Origin of the sequence: Streptomyces sp. NPDC023723, from assembly GCF_040639815.1 — a bacterium.
Classification (GTDB): domain Bacteria; phylum Actinomycetota; class Actinomycetes; order Streptomycetales; family Streptomycetaceae; genus Streptomyces.
Window position 1 is genome coordinate 76518 of the sequence record NZ_JBFAAP010000001.1, and the last position, 15869, is coordinate 92386.

General features: G+C 71.8%; 17 protein-coding genes and 1 pseudogene. 6 read left to right on the forward strand and 12 right to left on the reverse strand.

Annotated elements, in window-relative coordinates:
• Positions 1–11: 11 nt before the first annotated feature.
• The 3 genes from AB0G32_RS00430 to AB0G32_RS00440 form a co-directional block, all read right to left on the reverse strand.
• Positions 12–1400, reverse strand: a complete 1389-nt coding sequence (locus tag AB0G32_RS00430; RefSeq protein WP_361156054.1) for a SpoIIE family protein phosphatase — start codon at positions 1398–1400, stop codon at positions 12–14.
• A 282-nt stretch (positions 1401–1682) separates the two neighbouring features.
• Positions 1683–2774, reverse strand: coding sequence for an NlpC/P60 family protein (locus tag AB0G32_RS00435; protein ID WP_361156056.1), 1092 nt, complete (start codon positions 2772–2774; stop codon positions 1683–1685).
• A gap of 126 nt (positions 2775–2900) precedes the next feature.
• Positions 2901–3728, reverse strand: coding sequence for a class I SAM-dependent methyltransferase (locus tag AB0G32_RS00440; RefSeq protein ID WP_361156059.1), 828 nt, complete (start codon positions 3726–3728; stop codon positions 2901–2903).
• A gap of 228 nt (positions 3729–3956) precedes the next feature.
• Between AB0G32_RS00440 and mshA the strand changes: the two genes are divergently transcribed.
• The 3 genes from mshA (at position 3957) to AB0G32_RS00455 (ending at position 6719) form a co-directional block, all read left to right on the forward strand.
• Positions 3957–5294 carry a D-inositol-3-phosphate glycosyltransferase gene (gene mshA, locus AB0G32_RS00445; protein WP_361156061.1) on the forward strand — a complete coding sequence of 446 codons (1338 nt, stop codon included), beginning with the start codon at positions 3957–3959 and terminating at the stop codon, positions 5292–5294.
• Positions 5287–5805, forward strand: coding sequence for a YbjN domain-containing protein (locus AB0G32_RS00450; protein WP_361156064.1), 519 nt, complete (start codon positions 5287–5289; stop codon positions 5803–5805). The genes mshA and AB0G32_RS00450 overlap by 8 nt, the downstream gene beginning before the upstream one ends.
• Before the next feature lie 107 nt (positions 5806–5912).
• Complete coding sequence (locus tag AB0G32_RS00455) at positions 5913–6719, forward strand: hypothetical protein (protein WP_361156065.1); 807 nt, start codon at positions 5913–5915, stop codon at positions 6717–6719.
• Here AB0G32_RS00455 and AB0G32_RS00460 read toward each other — a convergent pair.
• The gene (locus AB0G32_RS00460) at positions 6712–7533 is read right to left on the reverse strand and encodes an AraC family transcriptional regulator (protein ID WP_361156068.1); all 822 of its coding nucleotides are present in this window, start codon (positions 7531–7533) and stop codon (positions 6712–6714) included. The genes AB0G32_RS00455 and AB0G32_RS00460 overlap by 8 nt on opposite strands.
• A 49-nt stretch (positions 7534–7582) precedes the next feature.
• Here AB0G32_RS00460 and AB0G32_RS00465 point away from each other — a divergent pair, with 49 nt between their 5' ends.
• Both AB0G32_RS00465 and AB0G32_RS00470 read left to right on the forward strand, forming a co-directional pair.
• The gene (locus AB0G32_RS00465) at positions 7583–8011 is read left to right on the forward strand and encodes a DUF2000 domain-containing protein (protein ID WP_361156070.1); all 429 of its coding nucleotides are present in this window, start codon (positions 7583–7585) and stop codon (positions 8009–8011) included.
• A gap of 68 nt (positions 8012–8079) precedes the next feature.
• A complete protein-coding gene (locus AB0G32_RS00470) occupies positions 8080–8643 on the forward strand; it encodes a dihydrofolate reductase family protein (RefSeq protein ID WP_361156073.1) in 564 nt (187 codons plus the stop codon).
• A 67-nt stretch (positions 8644–8710) separates the two neighbouring features.
• Here the strand turns inward: AB0G32_RS00470 and AB0G32_RS00475 are convergent, their stop codons facing one another.
• Both AB0G32_RS00475 and AB0G32_RS00480 read right to left on the reverse strand, forming a co-directional pair.
• The gene (locus tag AB0G32_RS00475) at positions 8711–9655 is read right to left on the reverse strand and encodes an aldo/keto reductase (protein ID WP_361156076.1); all 945 of its coding nucleotides are present in this window, start codon (positions 9653–9655) and stop codon (positions 8711–8713) included.
• Positions 9656–9866: 211 nt separating this feature from the next.
• A complete protein-coding gene (locus AB0G32_RS00480) occupies positions 9867–11126 on the reverse strand; it encodes an MFS transporter (RefSeq protein ID WP_361156078.1) in 1260 nt (419 codons plus the stop codon).
• A 156-nt stretch (positions 11127–11282) separates the two neighbouring features.
• Between AB0G32_RS00480 and AB0G32_RS00485 the strand changes: the two genes are divergently transcribed.
• On the forward strand, positions 11283–12044 hold the full coding sequence (locus AB0G32_RS00485; RefSeq protein WP_361156081.1) for a phosphoglyceromutase: 762 nt from the start codon (positions 11283–11285) through the stop codon (positions 12042–12044).
• Between the two features lie 69 nt (positions 12045–12113).
• Here AB0G32_RS00485 and AB0G32_RS00490 read toward each other — a convergent pair whose 3' ends face one another.
• The 6 genes and pseudogenes from AB0G32_RS00490 to AB0G32_RS00515 all read right to left on the reverse strand — a co-directional run bounded on the left by AB0G32_RS00490 (position 12114) and on the right by AB0G32_RS00515 (position 15865).
• Positions 12114–12293 (reverse strand): hypothetical protein, encoded by a 180-nt coding sequence (locus AB0G32_RS00490; RefSeq protein WP_361156084.1) that lies wholly within the window; start codon positions 12291–12293, stop codon positions 12114–12116.
• A 203-nt stretch (positions 12294–12496) separates the two neighbouring features.
• On the reverse strand, positions 12497–12685 hold the full coding sequence (locus AB0G32_RS00495; protein ID WP_361156086.1) for a hypothetical protein: 189 nt from the start codon (positions 12683–12685) through the stop codon (positions 12497–12499).
• A gap of 9 nt (positions 12686–12694) precedes the next feature.
• Positions 12695–13105 (reverse strand): annotated as a pseudogene (locus AB0G32_RS00500) (site-specific integrase); the annotation flags it as partial.
• Positions 13093–13221: a hypothetical protein gene (locus tag AB0G32_RS00505; protein WP_361157182.1), complete on the reverse strand. Its 129-nt coding sequence runs from the start codon at positions 13219–13221 to the stop codon at positions 13093–13095. The pseudogene AB0G32_RS00500 and the gene AB0G32_RS00505, both read right to left, overlap by 13 nt.
• 838 nt (positions 13222–14059) lie before the next feature.
• Positions 14060–14521, reverse strand: a complete 462-nt coding sequence (locus tag AB0G32_RS00510) for a hypothetical protein (protein WP_361156089.1) — start codon at positions 14519–14521, stop codon at positions 14060–14062.
• 93 nt (positions 14522–14614) lie between these two features.
• Positions 14615–15865: a helix-turn-helix transcriptional regulator gene (locus AB0G32_RS00515; RefSeq protein WP_361156092.1), complete on the reverse strand. Its 1251-nt coding sequence runs from the start codon at positions 15863–15865 to the stop codon at positions 14615–14617.
• Positions 15866–15869 lie beyond the last annotated feature (4 nt).

Genomic DNA, 15869 nt, shown 5'->3' on the forward strand with positions numbered 1-15869 from the left:
GGCGGACCGCCTCAGGCGGTCCGGTCCAGCAGCACCACCGCCACGTCGTCCGCCAGCTCGCCGCCGTTCAGCCGGCGCACCTCGTTGACGGTCGTCCGCAGCAGCGCCTCGCCGCTCAGTCCCTCGGCGAACTTGCCGCGGACCAGCTCCACCATCCCGTCCTGGCCGAGCCGCTCCCGGCCCGCGCCGATGTGGCCCTCGATCAGCCCGTCGGTGTAGAGCATCAGGCTCCACTCGGCGCCCAGTTCCACCTGCGTACGCGGCCAGCGCGCCCCGGGCAGCAGCCCGAGCGCCGGGCCGTTGTTGTCGTACGGCAGCAGCCGCGCGGGCCGGCCGGGGCCGGCGATCAGCGGTGCCGGGTGCCCGGCCAGGCACAGCCCGGCGCGGCGGCCGTCCGGCGCGATGTCCACGGTGCACAGCGTCGCGAAGATCTCGTCGTCCCCGCGTTCGTGTTCCAGCACCTCCTGGAGCGTGCCGAGGAGCTGATCCCCGCAGAGCCCGGCCAGGGTCAGCGCCCGCCAGGCGATCCGCAGCTCCACGCCGAGCGCCGCCTCGTCCGGGCCGTGCCCGCAGACGTCGCCGATCATGGCGTGCACGGTGCCGTCGGGGGTGCGGACGACGTCGTAGAAGTCGCCGCCGAGCAGGGCGCGGGAGCGGCCGGGGCGGTAGCGGGCGGCGAACCGCAGCGAGGAGCCGTCCAGCAGCGGCGTCGGCAGCAGGCCGCGCTCCAGCCGGCGGTTCTCCTGGGCCCGCAGCCGGCCCTCGGCCAGCCGCCGCTCGGCCGAGTCGGACCGCTTGCGTTCGACGGCGTAGCGGATGGCCCGGCTCAGCAGCCGGCCGTCCAGCTCGTCGCGGAACAGGTAGTCCTGGGCGCCGACCGCCACCGCCTCGGCGCCGCGCTCGGCGTCGGACGACGAGGTCAGCGCGAGCACGGCGTGCCGGGGCGCGAGCTCCAGTACGTGCTTGAGCACCGCCAGTTCGTCGCCGCCGCCATCGCCGCCACCGTCGCCTTCCGCGTCGGTGGTGGTGGTGGTGGCGGTGGCCGGTCGGCCGGGGGCGGGCAGGGCGAGGTCCAGCAGGATGCAGTGCACGTCGTCGGTGAGCAGCCGCCCGGCCTCGGTGAGGTTGCGGGCGGTACGGATCCGGATCGGCCTGCCGGACTGGTCCACCAGGTCGGGCACGATCGGCGAGCCGGCCGGGTCGTCCTCGATGAGCAGCAGCGTCAGGCTGGTGTGCGCGGCGGGGTCGGCGGCGGCCGGCTCCCTGCCGGCGTCGTGACCCGCCGTCCGGCCGGCCGGGCCGCCGGGGCCGGCCGCGCCGGTGTCCTTCCGGGCCGGGGCCTGCGCCTGACCACTCTCCACGGCCGGGATCGCTCTCTGCCGCGGTACGGGTACGGGCATCGTCTGGGTTCCTTCCCTCCCCCCGAGGGCATGGTGGGGCGAGGGACCTCGACCCACCGACGGGGACCATAGCGGGTGACCGCCGGGCAGCGGAATGGCGCACGGCACGTCGGTCCGCCAACGGCCACTGTCATATGCCGCGTTCCGTACCGCAGTTGGACAGCGGTCCCGGTTCCCGAGGATGACGAACGTCACGTCGCCGCGAGAGCGGGACCGGGAACCGGGGGTGGGGCCGGTCACGTGGCGCGGCTCACGCCGGCCTCCGGCGCGCCCGCACCCGCGTCACGCCTCCGGCCGGACCACCCCGAGGATCGGCATGGTGCCCGCCCCCGTGACCGTCACCGTGCGTCCCGGCCGCGGGGCGTGCACCACCTTGCCGTCCCCGACGTACATCCCCACGTGGCTGGCGTCGTCGAAGTAGATGATCAGGTCGCCGGGCCGCATGTCCTCGGTGGATACGCGCTTCAGCTGCCGCCACTGCTCCTGCGAGGTGCGCGGGATGCCCAGGCCGGCCGCGGCCCAGGCCCGCGAGGTCAGTCCGGAGCAGTCGAACGCCTTCGGGCCCTCGGCGCCCCACACGTACGGCTTGCCGATCTGTGCGGTGGCGTACTTCACGGCCTTCGCGCCCTGCTCGGTGGCGTCCGCGCCGGCCCCGTCGAGGGCTCCGGAGTCGAGCCAGGCGGTCTGCGCCCGCTCGGCCGCCGCGCGCTCCAGGCGGGCGAGGCGCTCCTTCTCCTCCTTCGCCAGCTCGGACTCCAGTTTCTCGGCCGCCGCGATCCGCTGCTCGACCGTCCGCTGGGCGGCGGCCTTCGTCTTGCGGTTCGCCTCCAGTTCCTGCCAGTGGCCGGCGGCGTCCGCGGCGTAGGTCTTCAGGGCCGCCTGGGCCCGCTCCAACTGGCCGAGCAGGCCCTTGGCGGCGCGCTGGCCCTGGATCACCCGGCCCGCGCCGTCCAGGAACTCGGCCGGGTCGTCGCTGAGCATCAGCTTCGCCTCGTCGGGCAGTCCGCCGGTGCGGTACTGCGAGCGGGCCGCGGCGGCGGCGCGCTGCTCCAGGGCGTCCAGCGCCTCCTGGCCCTCGACGATCTTCGCGGCCAGCTCGACGACTTCCGCGGACTGCCGCTCGGCCTTCTCCTCGGCCGCGTTGTACGCGTCGGTGGCGGCGGCGGCCTCCCGGTAGAGCCGGTCGAGCCGGTCGCGTACGGCTGCCAGGTCCTTGTCCGGGGTGCCCCCGGCGTCCTTGCCCGAGGTGATGCCGGCCGTCGGGGCGGGGGTGGGGTCCGGGGCGGCGAACGCCGTGCCCGGCGCGGTCAGCACGGTGACCGCGCAGACCACCGCCACGGCCGCGGTGATCAGGCCACGCTTCCCCGGTCCCATACCTCTGCCCCCGACCTGATTAACCGTCAGTAACGTCTCGTTTCCCCGGGGATCGTGCCATGTCGGACAGTGAAGCGACAGAGGCAGTCAGAGACCGACAGAAGCAGTTCTTCTCCCCGTTGTCCCTCAGGGGTTCCCCGGTCCCCATGCGCCCGGCGCCAACGCGTCCCACCGCACCGTCACTTCCCCCTGCCGCCACCGGGCCGGCCCGTCCGTCACCGGCCAGTCGGCCGTGAGGTCGCGCACCGCGCGCAGCCAGCGCTGCCGGGCGCCGTAGGAGGCGTAGGGCGCGGCGGCGGCCCAGGCGCGGTCGAAGTCGCGCAGGAAGGCGTGCACCGGCTCGCCGGGGACGTTGCGGTGGATCAGCGCCTTCGGCAGCCGTTCGGCCAGGTCGGAGGGGCGGTCCAGGGAGCCGAGCCGGGTCGCGAAGGTGACCGTGCGCGGCCCCTCGGGCCCCAGCGCCACCCACACGTGCCGCCGCCCGATCTCGTCGCAGGTGCCCTCCACCAGCAGTCCGCCGCGGGAGCCCGCGGTGGCCGGCGCGAGCCGCCCGCACAGCCGCCGCCAGACGGCGGTGACCTCGGCCTCGTCGTACTGGCGCAGCACGTTGGCCGCGCGGATCAGCAGGGGGCGGCGGGGGAGCGGGATCTCGAAGCCGCCGTGGACGAAGCGGAGGCCCTCGCGGGCGTACGGCTCGGCGGCCGCGACCCGCGCCGGGTCGATCTCGACGCCCACCACCCGCGCCCGGGGCGCCACGCTCCGCAGCCGGCGCAGCAGTTCCACGGCGGTCCAGGGGGCCGCCCCGTAGCCGAGGTCGACGGCGAGCGGGTCGTCGGCCCGGCGCAGCTCGGCGCCCTGCGTGGCCGCGATCCACCGGTCCATGCGGCGCAGCCGGTTCGGATTGGTCGTCCCGCGCGTGACCGTGCCGACGGGGCGGGGAGCGCGGGCGGACATGCCTACGAGGGTATGCGGTACCCGTACCCGGAAGGGCCCAGGATCCTGCCGTTGATCGCGCCCCCCGGACCCCATCGACCCTCGAACGGTTGAGCGACAGTCGGTAACAATTCGGCAAAGGCCGGGAAACCGGAATGCGGCACCGCGTGCCCGCGTTCCACTCCGGTGGAGGGCGAGCCCTGCCCTCCGCGTCGTGCACCGGCCGCCCGCAGCAAGGAGGAACGCCACGTGAGCCAGTACGCCGGCAGGCTCGGGCGTCGCTCGGCGGCGGCCCCCGCGCGGCTCAGGCCGCGCCGCAGGCCCCGTCGCGTCGCCATGCTCTCCGTGCACACCTCACCGCTGCACCAGCCCGGCACCGGCGACGCCGGCGGCATGAACGTCTACATCGTGGAGCTCGCCCAGCGGCTCGCCGCGATCAACATCGAGGTCGAGGTCTTCACCCGGGCCACCACCGCCGCCCTGCCGCCCACCGTGGAGCTGTGCCCCGGCGTCCTGGTCCGGCACGTCGACGCCGGCCCCTACGAGGGCCTGGCCAAGGAGGACCTCCCGGCCCAGCTGTGCGCCTTCACGCACGGTGTGATGCAGGCGTGGGCCGGCCATCGCCCCGGCTACTACGACCTCGTGCACTCGCACTACTGGCTTTCCGGCCACGTCGGCTGGCTCGCCGCCCAGCGCTGGGGCGCCCCCCTGGTGCACGCCATGCACACCATGGCCAAGGTCAAGAACGCCAACCTGGCCGCCGGCGACCGCCCCGAGCCCGCCGCCCGGGTGATCGGCGAGACCCAGATCGTCACCGCCTCCGACCGGCTGATCGCCAACACCGAGGAGGAGGCCGGCGAACTGGTCCGGCACTACGCCGCCGACCCCGGCCGGGTCGCCGTCGTCCACCCCGGCGTCAACCTCGACCGGTTCCGCCCGGCCGACGGCCGCGCCGCCGCGCGGGCCCGCCTCGGCCTGCCGCAGGACGCGCTGATCCCGCTCTTCGCGGGCCGTATACAGCCGCTGAAGGCCCCCGACGTGCTGCTGCGCGCCGTGGCCGTGCTGCTGGCCGAACGCCCCGGACTGCGCTCCAGGATCGTCGTCCCCGTGGTCGGCGGCCCCAGCGGCAGCGGCCTGGCCAAACCGGAGGGCCTGCAGAAGCTCGCCGCCCGGCTCGGCATCGCCGACGTCGTACGGTTCCGCCCGCCGGTCGGGCAGGAGCAGCTCGCCGACTGGTTCCGGGCCGCGTCCGTGCTGGTGATGCCGTCCTACAGCGAGTCGTTCGGGCTGGTCGCGATAGAGGCGCAGGCGGCCGGCACCCCGGTGCTCGCCGCCTCGGTCGGCGGCCTTCCGGTGGCGGTGCGCGACGGCGCGACCGGCTTCCTGGTGGACGGCCACGAACCGGCCGCGTACGCGCGGGTACTGCGCGATTTCGCCGACCATCCCGACCTCGCCGCCCGGATGGGCGACGCCGCCGCCCGGCACGCGCGGTCCTTCGGCTGGGACACGGCCGCCGCCGCCACCGCCGACGTCTACACGGCCGCGATGCACGCCCACCGCCGTCGCGTACCCTCCCACCATGGCTGACGAGGCACAGCGGACGGCGGCGCGCACCGTCGAGGAGGCCCTGCGGGAGGCCGGCCTGGAGTGGGAGAGCCCGGAGCCGGGCAGCTACGTGGCGAAACTCCCCGGCACCCGCAAGCTCTCCACCACCGTCTCCCTGATCGCCGGCCGGCACTCGCTCTCCCTCAACGCCTTCGTCATCCGCCACCCCGACGAGAACGAGGCGGGCGTCCACCGCTGGCTCCTGGAACGCAACCTCAAGCTGTACGGCGTGAGTTACGCCGTCGACCGGCTCGGCGACGTCTACGTCACCGCCCGCCTCCCGCTGCCCGCCGTCACCCCCGACGAGATCGACCGCCTGCTCGGCCAGGTGCTGGAGGCCGCCGACGGTGCCTTCAACACCCTGCTGGAGCTGGGCTTCGCGAGCGCGATCCGCAAGGAGTACGAGTGGCGCACGGCGCGCGGTGAGTCGACCCGCAACCTGGACGCGTTCAAGCAGCTCATCGAGCGCCCGGGCGACCACGGCCCCTCCTGACCTGCCTGGCCTGCCTGGCCTGCCTGACCTGCCTGACCTGCCTGTTAATCTGCGGCGATTTCACTTCCTCCATGAGCTTCAGCAGCTCCACCAGTGAGAGGCCGTGCATGAGCACAGGCAGAACCGGCGGCGTGGCCGCGGTGATCGCGGGCGCGCTCGCCCTCGCGGCGTTCACCGCCCCGGCCGCGCAGGCCGCCGACACCGGCATAGCGGTGTCCAACGTGGTCCTGAACAAGGGCAAGCCCATCGTGGTGGGCACCACCGCCGAGGTGGAACCGACGATCAGCTTCCACGCCACCTGGCCGGCGGGATACTCCATGCCCGACGTGGACTTCGAGCCGTTCCTGTACCACGGCACCACCGCCGCCAAGGGCGCCGAGTCCGGCGGCATCTGGGCGGGCGGCTACACGTGTTACGAGGACGGCAGCCGCGCCGCCGACTGCGAGGGCACCCTCTACATCGACCCGCGCTACCGCCTCGACTCCAACAACGACGCCACCACCTGGAAGCTCGCCTTCCACGCCATGCTGTGGACCAAGTCCGGCCAGGTGAAGTCCGAGGAGTACCTGACCGGGAAGGGCAGCGTCGCGGTCAAGCGGGCCGCGAAGGTCACCGTCAACGCCGCCCCGGAACCGGTCACCAAGGGCAAGACCCTCACCGTCACCGGCAAGGCCACCCGCGCCGACTGGGTGAAGCACACGTACACCGGCCACGCCGACAAGCTGGCCAAGCTCCAGTTCCGCAAGGCCGGCACCAGCACGTACAGCACCGTCAAGACGGTCCGGGCGAGCTCCACCGGCGCCCTGAAGACCACGGTCAAGGCGGCCGCGGACGGCTACTGGCGCTGGACCTTCGGCGAGACGGCCACCACCGGCGGCGCGACGGCCGCCGGGGACTACGTCGACGTCAAGTAAGTCCCGTACTCGTGCGGTAACGCCCGGGAGTCACCCCCACCAGCTTCTTGAAGTGCCGGGTCAGATGGGCCTGGTCGTAGAAGCCGGTGGCGGTGGCCACGTCGGCCGGGCTGCGCCCCGCGAGCAGCAGCCGCCGGGCCCGGTCGACCCGGCGGGACATCAGGTACTGGTGCGGCGCGATCCCGTACGCCCCGCTGAACGCCCGTACCAGATGCGCCGGATGGGCCGGGACCAGTGCCGTGGCCTCGGTCAGGCTGAGCCCCTGGACGACCCGTTCGTCGAGCAGCTCCCGCAGCCGCCGGGCCAGTACCGGGTCCCGGCGCACGGCTCGGGCGTCGGCCGGCCGCAGCCGCGTACGCAGCCGCTCCCCGATCAACGACAGCCGGCTCTCCGCCTCCAGTTCCTCGCCGGACCGCACCAGCGCGGTGTGCAGCTGCCCCACCCGGCGCCGCAGCACCGGATCGCGCGCGTCCGGCCGGTCCACCGCGGGCCCGATCAGATCGTCGCCCAGCCGGGACCCGTCGAGGTACAGCACCCTTTTCCGGAAGCCGCCCGGGGTGGCGGGCGACCCGTTGTGCGGGACGTGCGGCGGCAGCAGGGTCACGGTGTCGTGCGGGGTGCCGTGCTCGTGCCGGTCCAGGTCGTACCGTACGGCCCCGTCGTCCACGATCAGCAGCGTCCACGCCTCGTGCACGTGCATCGGGTAGGCGTACTCGGTGAAACGGGCGTGCAGGACCTCCACGACGCCCGGCACGCGCGGACGCCAGGCGGAGACGACGGTTCCGTCCCCGGGTGCGCTCCTGGATGCGGCCATGCAAAAAACGTACAAGACCACCCCGGGAGGCGGACGGCAGTCTCACTCCATGAACGACGCAGAGCCCATCCGCTTCGACACCAAGATCGCCGTACTGCTCCGCGCGGACCTGGAGGTGTGGCAGCGCCTGAACGTGACCGCGTTCCTGGTCAGCGGCCTGGGTCCGCAGGTCCCCGAGGTGGTCGGCGAGCCGTACGAGGACGCGGACGGCGTCCCCTACCTGCCCATGTTCCGCCAGCCGGTGCTGGTCTTCGAGGGCACGAAGGAACTGCTGAAGACCGCCCACACCCGCGCCCTGTCCCGCGCCCTGCCCCGCTCCCTCTTCACCGCCGACCTCTTCACCACCGGCAACGACCGCGACAACCGCGCGGCGGTACGCGCCGTCCCCACCGCCGACCTGGACCTGGTGGGCCTCGCGGTGTACGGGCCGAAGAACGCGGTGGACAAGGTGCTGAAGGGGGCACGGATGCATCCGTGAGTTCCTCACGGGGCCCTTGACGAGGACGGACTACGGTCGACACCGTCAGCGTCACCGAGGAGGCCCCGATGCGCAGCGTGACCTATTCGATGAACGTCTCACTCGACGGCTACATCGTCGGACCGGACGGCCGCTTCGACTGGTCGGAACCCGACGACGACGTCTTCCGCTTCTGGACCGACGAGATCCGCGACGTCGGCGTCCACCTGCTGGGCCGACGGCTGTACGAGACGATGCTGTACTGGGAGACCGCCGACCAGGACCCGTCGCTCGACGCCGCGACGCTCGAATGGGCCGCGCTGTGGAAGCCGCTGCCCAAGGTGGTGTTCTCCACGTCCCTCCCGGCGGTCCAGGGCAATGCCCGCCTGGCCTACGGCGGCCCGGCGCAGGAGATCGAGCGGTGGCGGGCCGAGCCGGGCGAGGGCGAAATCGCGATCGGCGGTGCGACCCTCGCCGCCGAGGTGGCCGCGGCGGGCCTGATCGACGAGTACCGGGCCATGGTCTACCCGGTGCTGGTCGGCGGCGGCATCCCGTTCTTCCCCCGGCACGAGCGCCGGGTCGATCTCGAACTCGTCGAGACCCGCACCTTCGGTTCAGGGGTCGTCTACCTCCGCCACCGGGTGGCCCGATAGGCGGAGCCGGACGCCGCGGCTCCCGGCGGCACGGCGGACGTCCGTCGGCCGGCCGCCCACGGAAGCGTTACGCCGACGCCTGCGTCAGCCTCGCCGTCTCCGCTTCCGTCAGCGTGACATCGGTGAGCGCCAGCAGCGCCGGGAGCTGCTCCACCGTCCGCGCGGAGGCGGTCGGCGCGATGACGGTCGGGCGGGAGGCGAGCCAGGCGAGGGCGACGGTGGCGACCTCCACCTCGCGCGCGCCGGCGATCTCGTCGAGCGCCTTCAGCACCCGTGCGCCCCGCTCGGAGTCCACGAGCTGCGCCACGCGCCCCGCGCGCACCGAGTCCACCGTCGCCCCCGGCCGATACTTCCCCGTCAGGAAACCCGACGCGAGCGCGAAGTACGGCACCGCGGCGAGGCCGGCTTCCTCGGCGACGTCCTGGAGGGCGCCCTCGTAGGTGTCCCGGGAGACCAGGCTGTAGTGCGGCTGGACGGCGACGTAGCGGGCCAGGCCCTCGCGCTCGGAGAACTCCAGCGAGGCGCGCAGCCGCTCGGCCGAGATGTTGGAGGCCGCGATGTGCCGTACCTTGCCCGCCTTCACCAGCCCGTCCAGCGCGCCGATGATCTCCTCGACGGGCACGTCGGGGTCGTCGTAGTGCGTGTAGTACAGGTCGATGCGGTCCGTCCGGAGCCGCCGCAGCGAGGCGTCGGCCGCCGCCCTGATGTTGTCGGCGGACAGCCCCGGAAATTCGGGGTGCCGGCCGACCTTGGTCGCGAGGACCACGTCGGAGCGGTTGCCGCGCGCCGCGAACCAGTTGCCGAGGACGGTCTCGGACTCGCCGCCCTTCATGCCGGGGGCGAACGCCGAGTAGCCGTCGGCGGTGTCGACGAAGTTGCCGCCGGCGGCCAGGTAGGCGTCCAGCACGGCGAAGGACGCGGTCTCGTCGGCGGTCCAGCCGAAGACGTTGCCGCCCAGGCAGAGCGGGGCGACCTTGAGGTTGGTTGAGCCCAACGGGCGAAGAGGCATCATTTAACGATGTTAAGGAGACGGTCCTGCGATCCTGCCCCGACTGGCCGATCCGGCCAATATCCGGCCAATATCTGGCCGGTATCCGGGCCGCTGCTCCAGTCGTGCACACCCCTGCTGTACGCCGACCGGGCCGCGTTCGAGGCGCGCGAGGAGCAGCCGCACACCCAGCGGTTCCTGACTGACGGACCGGCACGGAAGTGAGCCGTCCCCCTCAGGCCCGGCTGACCTCCTGCTCGGCAGCGGTCGCGGTGCCCTCGGTGACGGCGGACGCCGTCGCCGGCAGCCGCCGCATCAGCGCCAGGTACCCGGCACCGGCCCCCGTGCCGATCACCGCGCACATCCCCCACAGCCACGCCGCGCCGAACCGGTCGATCACGAAACCGCTCATCAGCGGCGCGACCAGCGCGGCGACCGACCAGGACATGCTGTACATGCCCTGGTACCGGCCCCGCCCCCGGGCCGGGGAGAGCCGGACGACCAGCCCTGTCTGGGTCGGCGCGTTGACGACCTCGGCCAGCGTCCACACGCACACGGTGAGCGCGAAGACCCCGACCGACCCGGCGAACGCGGTGAGCCCGAACCCGTACCCGGCCAGCAGCGACGACACGATCAGCAGCCGCCGGGGATCGCGGTGCTCGATGAACCGGGTCACCGGGATCTGGAGTACGACGATCAGGACGCCGTTGACGGCGACGACCATGCCGTAGTCGGCCGGCGTGAACCCGGCCTGCCCCATGGCCACCGGCAGCCCCACGAACCCCTGCTGGAAGATCAGCGCGACCAGGAACGACAGCCCGACCACCCCCATGAACCGCCCGTCGCGCAGTACGGTGCCCAGCGAGACGGGCGCCTCGTCGGCCACGCTCTCCTTGACCGCCGGCCGCGACTCGGGCAGCTTCACGAACACCACGACCGCGCAGACCAGCGTCATCCCGGCCTCGATCAGGAACCCGGCGAGATAACTGAACTCCGCGATGAACCCGGCCCCCGCCGACGACACCGCGAACCCGAGGTTGATCGCCCAGTAGTTCAAGGAGAACGCCCGCACCCGGTCCTCGGGCCGCACGATGTCCGCCATCATCGCCTGCACGGCCGGGCGGGAGGCGTTGGACGCCGCCCCCACCAGGAAGGCGACCGCCGCGATGGCCACCGGCTGGGTCATGAACCCGAGCAGCGCGACGGAGGCCGCCGTCGCCGTCTGCGCCACCAGCAGCGTGGGCCGCCGCCCCAGCCGGTCGGCCATCACCCCGCCGGCCAGCGAGGAGACCACCCCGCCCAGCCCGTGCAACGAGGCGACCAGACCGGCGTACGAGGCGGAGTACCCGCGCTCCAGCGTCAGGTACAGCGCCATGAAGGTCGCCACGAAGGCACCCAGCCGGTTCACGAGGGTGCTGGTCCACAGCCACCAGAACGCACGGGGCAGCCCCGCGACCGACTCCCGGACAGCACGTATCGGACTGGCGGCTGGCATGGCTCCCCCGAGGACTTCCCGTAGAACAGATGTAAGTACCTACATCAGCAAGCACAACTTACTCATCTGTCCTCCCGGGAGCCACCCGATTAACACCGCACCCGGCCCCTGCGCCCACACGCGGGCGCCGCACGGGCGTCGATTACGCTCGGACCCATGGCCGACGCACCGTACAAGCTGATCCTCCTCCGCCACGGCGAGAGCGAGTGGAACGAGAAGAACCTGTTCACCGGCTGGGTGGACGTCAACCTCACTCCGAAGGGCGAGAAGGAGGCGACGCGCGGCGGCGAGCTGCTGAAGGACGCCGGCCTGCTCCCCGACGTCGTGCACACCTCCCTCCAGAAGCGCGCCATCCGCACCGCGCAGCTCGCCCTGGAGTCCGCGGACCGCCTCTGGATCCCGGTGAACCGCTCCTGGCGCCTCAACGAGCGCCACTACGGCGCCCTCCAGGGCAAGGACAAGGCGCAGACCCTCGCGGAGTTCGGCGAGGAGCAGTTCATGCTGTGGCGCCGCTCCTACGACACCCCGCCGCCGGCCCTGGACCGCGACGCCGAGTACTCCCAGTTCTCCGACCCGCGCTACGCGACCCTCCCGCCGGAGCTGCGCCCGCAGACGGAGTGCCTGAAGGACGTCGTCGTCCGGATGCTCCCGTACTGGTTCGACGCGATCGTCCCCGACCTGCTGACCGGCCGCACGGTCCTGGTCGCCGCCCACGGCAACTCGCTCCGCGCCCTGGTCAAGCACCTCGACGGCATCTCCGACGCCGACATCGCGGGCCTGAACATCCCGACCGGCATCCCGCTCTCCTACGAACTGGACGCCGACTTCAAGCCGGTGACCCCGGGCGGCACGTACCTGGACGCGGACGCGGCTGCGGCGGCGATCGAGGCGGTCAAGAACCAGGGGAAGAAGAAGTAACGCAACACCGTTAAGCCCCGGACCTGCTGTTTCTCGGCAGGTCCGGGGCTTTCTGGTGGTGCTGGACCGTCAGGTGCGACGACGCCAGCGGCGGACCCGGATGTCTAGGACGATCAACAGCGCTACGGGAACGGCGATCGCGACGGGGGCGTCGGCCCAGAGGGCGAGCGCGCCGCCGGCGGTGCCGATGAGCGCGAGTGGCAAGTCGCGAGGACAGATGTCGACGGTGACACCTGTGCGTGGGATCATGTGGCCTCCATCTGGGGTCGGTTCCTGGCAAGGGTTCCGGGTGCGGAAATGGAAACGAATGCCGCCTCTGGCCGGGCGGCATTCGCATGTGGTGAGACCATTTCACAGTCAGGGATCGCAGGACAAACGCGCAGCTGGGCGAGGCTTCTACTTCTAGAGTAGAAAAGTAGAAGAGAGAGAGGGGTTCTCCAGGGTGGCCCATTTCATGGAGCGCACGAGGCGTTCAAGGCGTTGAACTGCGGGAACTTCCCCTCCCCGGGGAGGGAAAGTTCCCGCAGTTTCTCAATCTTTCCTTTACTTTCCTGAACTTTCCTGTGTTCGAGGAAAGAGGCTCTCCGGGCGAGGATGGTGGGTGTCATGCTTGCTTTATGGGCCTTGAGAGGCTTGAGCATGCTTAGAAACTAGGCACTACATGCTTCGTATGCTTGCGCGACTGCTTTTCGCGTCCGCTCTTGGCTGGACGGCATGAGGTGCGCATACACCCGGAGCGTCAGACCGGGATCAAAGTGGCCGAGGTACTCGGCGAGGGCCTTGATGTTCTCCCCGGCGTCCAGGAACACCGAGGCATAGAAGTGGCGGAGCGCGTGCATGCCGTTCTCGCGGGACTCGGCGTACGGCTGGCCCCGCTCGGGCACGGGGATGACACCGGCCGCAGCCGGCGCCGGCTTCCACGCCTCCTCGTTGAGCGACGTACGCCGGACGTGCCCGCCACGCGGCCCGGTGAAGAGGAGTTGCTTGGTCACCGGAGGCCCGTCGGTCACCTTCCACGGCAAGGTGATCTCGACCGGCGGAAACCGCTTCATGTGTGCCCGACGGCGGCGGCGCGGTAGGTGATGCCGTGGCGCTGCTGGCCGTTGAACACGGACCCCCACGGACACCCGCTCTCCGGGACGGTCATCTTGACCAGGGACAGCTCCCCGGGGTGCACGCGTGGTGAGAGAATCCTGAAGGGGACCGGGACGACACGAGTTTCGCTTTAGAGCCGACCGACTTGACGGCTATGCAAAGCTGATCGCAGGAGCGGGCGTCAACGTTGATGCAGGCATCAGTTTCGAGCGAGCGCAAAGTCGGCCACATATTACCGAGCGACCGCTGCCGAGCAGGACCGTGCGGTTGATGCCACGTACCCCCGGAGTCGGTCTGGTCAAAGTGGCGATGCCACGGATGCGACGAGCTCGTCGTCGAATTTTGTGCCCAGGGAGGACGCCGAATCACATCTGAAGCCTCCCGGCGGCGATGACGGGTATGTGGCCGACTGGGCCGGAGCGTTCGAATCCCACCCCTTCGAGAAGGGAGTCGGCACGCTTCTCGATTTCGCCAGCCCGTCGGGCACGACTCTTGGGGGGGGGCGCTCAACGCCGTCAACAGTTTTCCAGTGCCCGGCTCGGCGTACGACAACCGGTCTGTGTAGGAACAGGGGGGGCGAAATGACCCAACCGGAGCTTCCTGATATGGGGGACCCGATTCCGCGCGAAGGGCCACCACTGTGGGAGGCGCGTCGCCATCAGTACGCGGTTGTGTTCATCGGGCTGCTGGCCCCGTGGGTCTTCCTCTGGGTTGCCGCGACGAGGAATCCGGGGTTGCTGTGGATTCCGGCGCTGAATCTGCTTGTCACGTACGCGGGACTCCTTGTCCTGCTCCGGAGATCGCGGGGCCGGTCCGGCGGCTGTATGGGACGGTGGGGGTTGTGGTGGTGTGCTGGATCTTCTGCACGGAACTGTTCCGCCACCTGAACTGACCTGCCTGGGCTTGGACGTGACCGCAGGTCAGGAAAGGCCGGTCTCGTCCAGCGCGTGAACTCCGGCCGCGACGAGGCGCGCGACCGCCAGCGGTCTGCACAGGCTGCCGGCCGACTCCGGCGCCACCGACCAATACGACCCATTGCCCCGCAGCGAGAACTCCACGGCATCCAGCCGGGGCACCCCGAGGTACGCGCCGAGGCCCAGGCACGCCACGTCGAGCGGATCGGTGCTCGCGGCCACGGCCTGGACCAGGCGGCCAGGGATACGGACAGTGGAGAACACGGTGCCGAGAGGGAGCACCGCGACACCGTACGTCTGCCACTCCACGCGGGCGAGGCGGGGACACGCGTGCGCGGACAGCAGCCATGCCTCCTGCCCGGCGGCCCATCGCCGGTCGGCGCCGGAGCGCACGAGACCCCCGGGTTCCGCGTCGACCGGTCCTACGGCGTGCGGGGCGTCGCGGCGGTGCGCGGGTCGGCTCGGCATGGCTGTGGCCTCCACGGTGGCGGTGATCCGTCGTACACCCGCGACCGTAGGGACCCGCCGGCAAGGTCAGGGGCACAATCTGTGCCCCGTCCCTCATGCGGCCAGCAGTCCGAGTTTCATGGCGAGTTCCGCAGCGCGACGGCGACGTGCCGGGCTCTTCGCCTCTGCCTCTTCCAGCACGATCCGCTTCGCGTAGCCGTTGTACCGGATCGTCTCCGGGGCAGCCTCGTGCGCCTGAGCCAGGGTGGCCAGCGCCACGTCGGGCTGACCGTCGAGCTGGTAGCCGCGGGCCGCCTCGATGCGGTGCCGGGCCCGCCGTGGCCGGGACGGGATCGCCACGGCGTCCGCAGCCGCCGCCTGGCGCACCGACTCACCGGCCTGGTGCAACTCGACGGCGACCGTGACCGCGTGGGCCCCCATGATGGCCTGGGAGAACGAGGTGACGGGGTGGTAGTAGTCCTGCGGCAAGCGGACCGCCATGGCACGGGCCTGGTCCCAGTACCGCCACGCGGTGCCTGTTCCCCCACGGCGGGCCGCGGTGTAACCGGCCTCGAAAGTGAGCGCGCCCGCGATCGCGAGGACATCGTCGGACGCGTCCGCGAGCAAGGGCTGCAAGTAGGCCAGGGTCCGCAGGTTCACCTCGTCGGCGGCGTCGAAGTGCGAAGGGCCGCAGTCGCGGTGCGCCTGCGCGGCCAGCCACGCGGCGACGCCGATGGCGTGCGGGTCCTCCGACTCCTGAGCGGCGACCAGACCACGCTCGGCGACGCGCCAGAGCAGCGCGGCATCGGGCTGGTAGGCGACGAAGAACTGGCAGAGGCCGTACACCTCGGCGAGGACCGCGTGCGCCGCCCGGCGGTCCACCGCCGTCTCGGCCTGGCGCACCGCGGCTTGCCCGTCCCGGACGAGATCCGGGAGCAGCGCCCCGATCACGTCCCGGTGGTCGGGCGCGCGGTGGCGGGCAGCCCACGCCCGCGCCAGGCGGGCCCGCAGCTGTGCGATCGGCGGCGCCGCACGGTCCGCGTCCAGCGGAAAAGCCTCCACCGCCGCCTTGACCTCGGGCAGACGCGGATGGCCGGGACCGGCGAACAGACCGACGCGCAGCGACTGGTTCCCGGTGAGTTCGGACAGGTCACGGACCCGGAGGATCTCAGCGAGCCGCAGGATCACTTGCAGCTTCGGCGTCTTCAGCCGACCGGTCTCGACGCCCTTGACCCAGGAGCCGGACCGGCCGGCGAGTCCACCGAGCTGTTCCCGGGTGAGGCCCCGACGGGTACGGAGAACCTGGAGCCGTTGACCGAAGACCAAGGGGTCGGCATACGGGTCCGGACTCGGTTCAGCTGGCACGGTC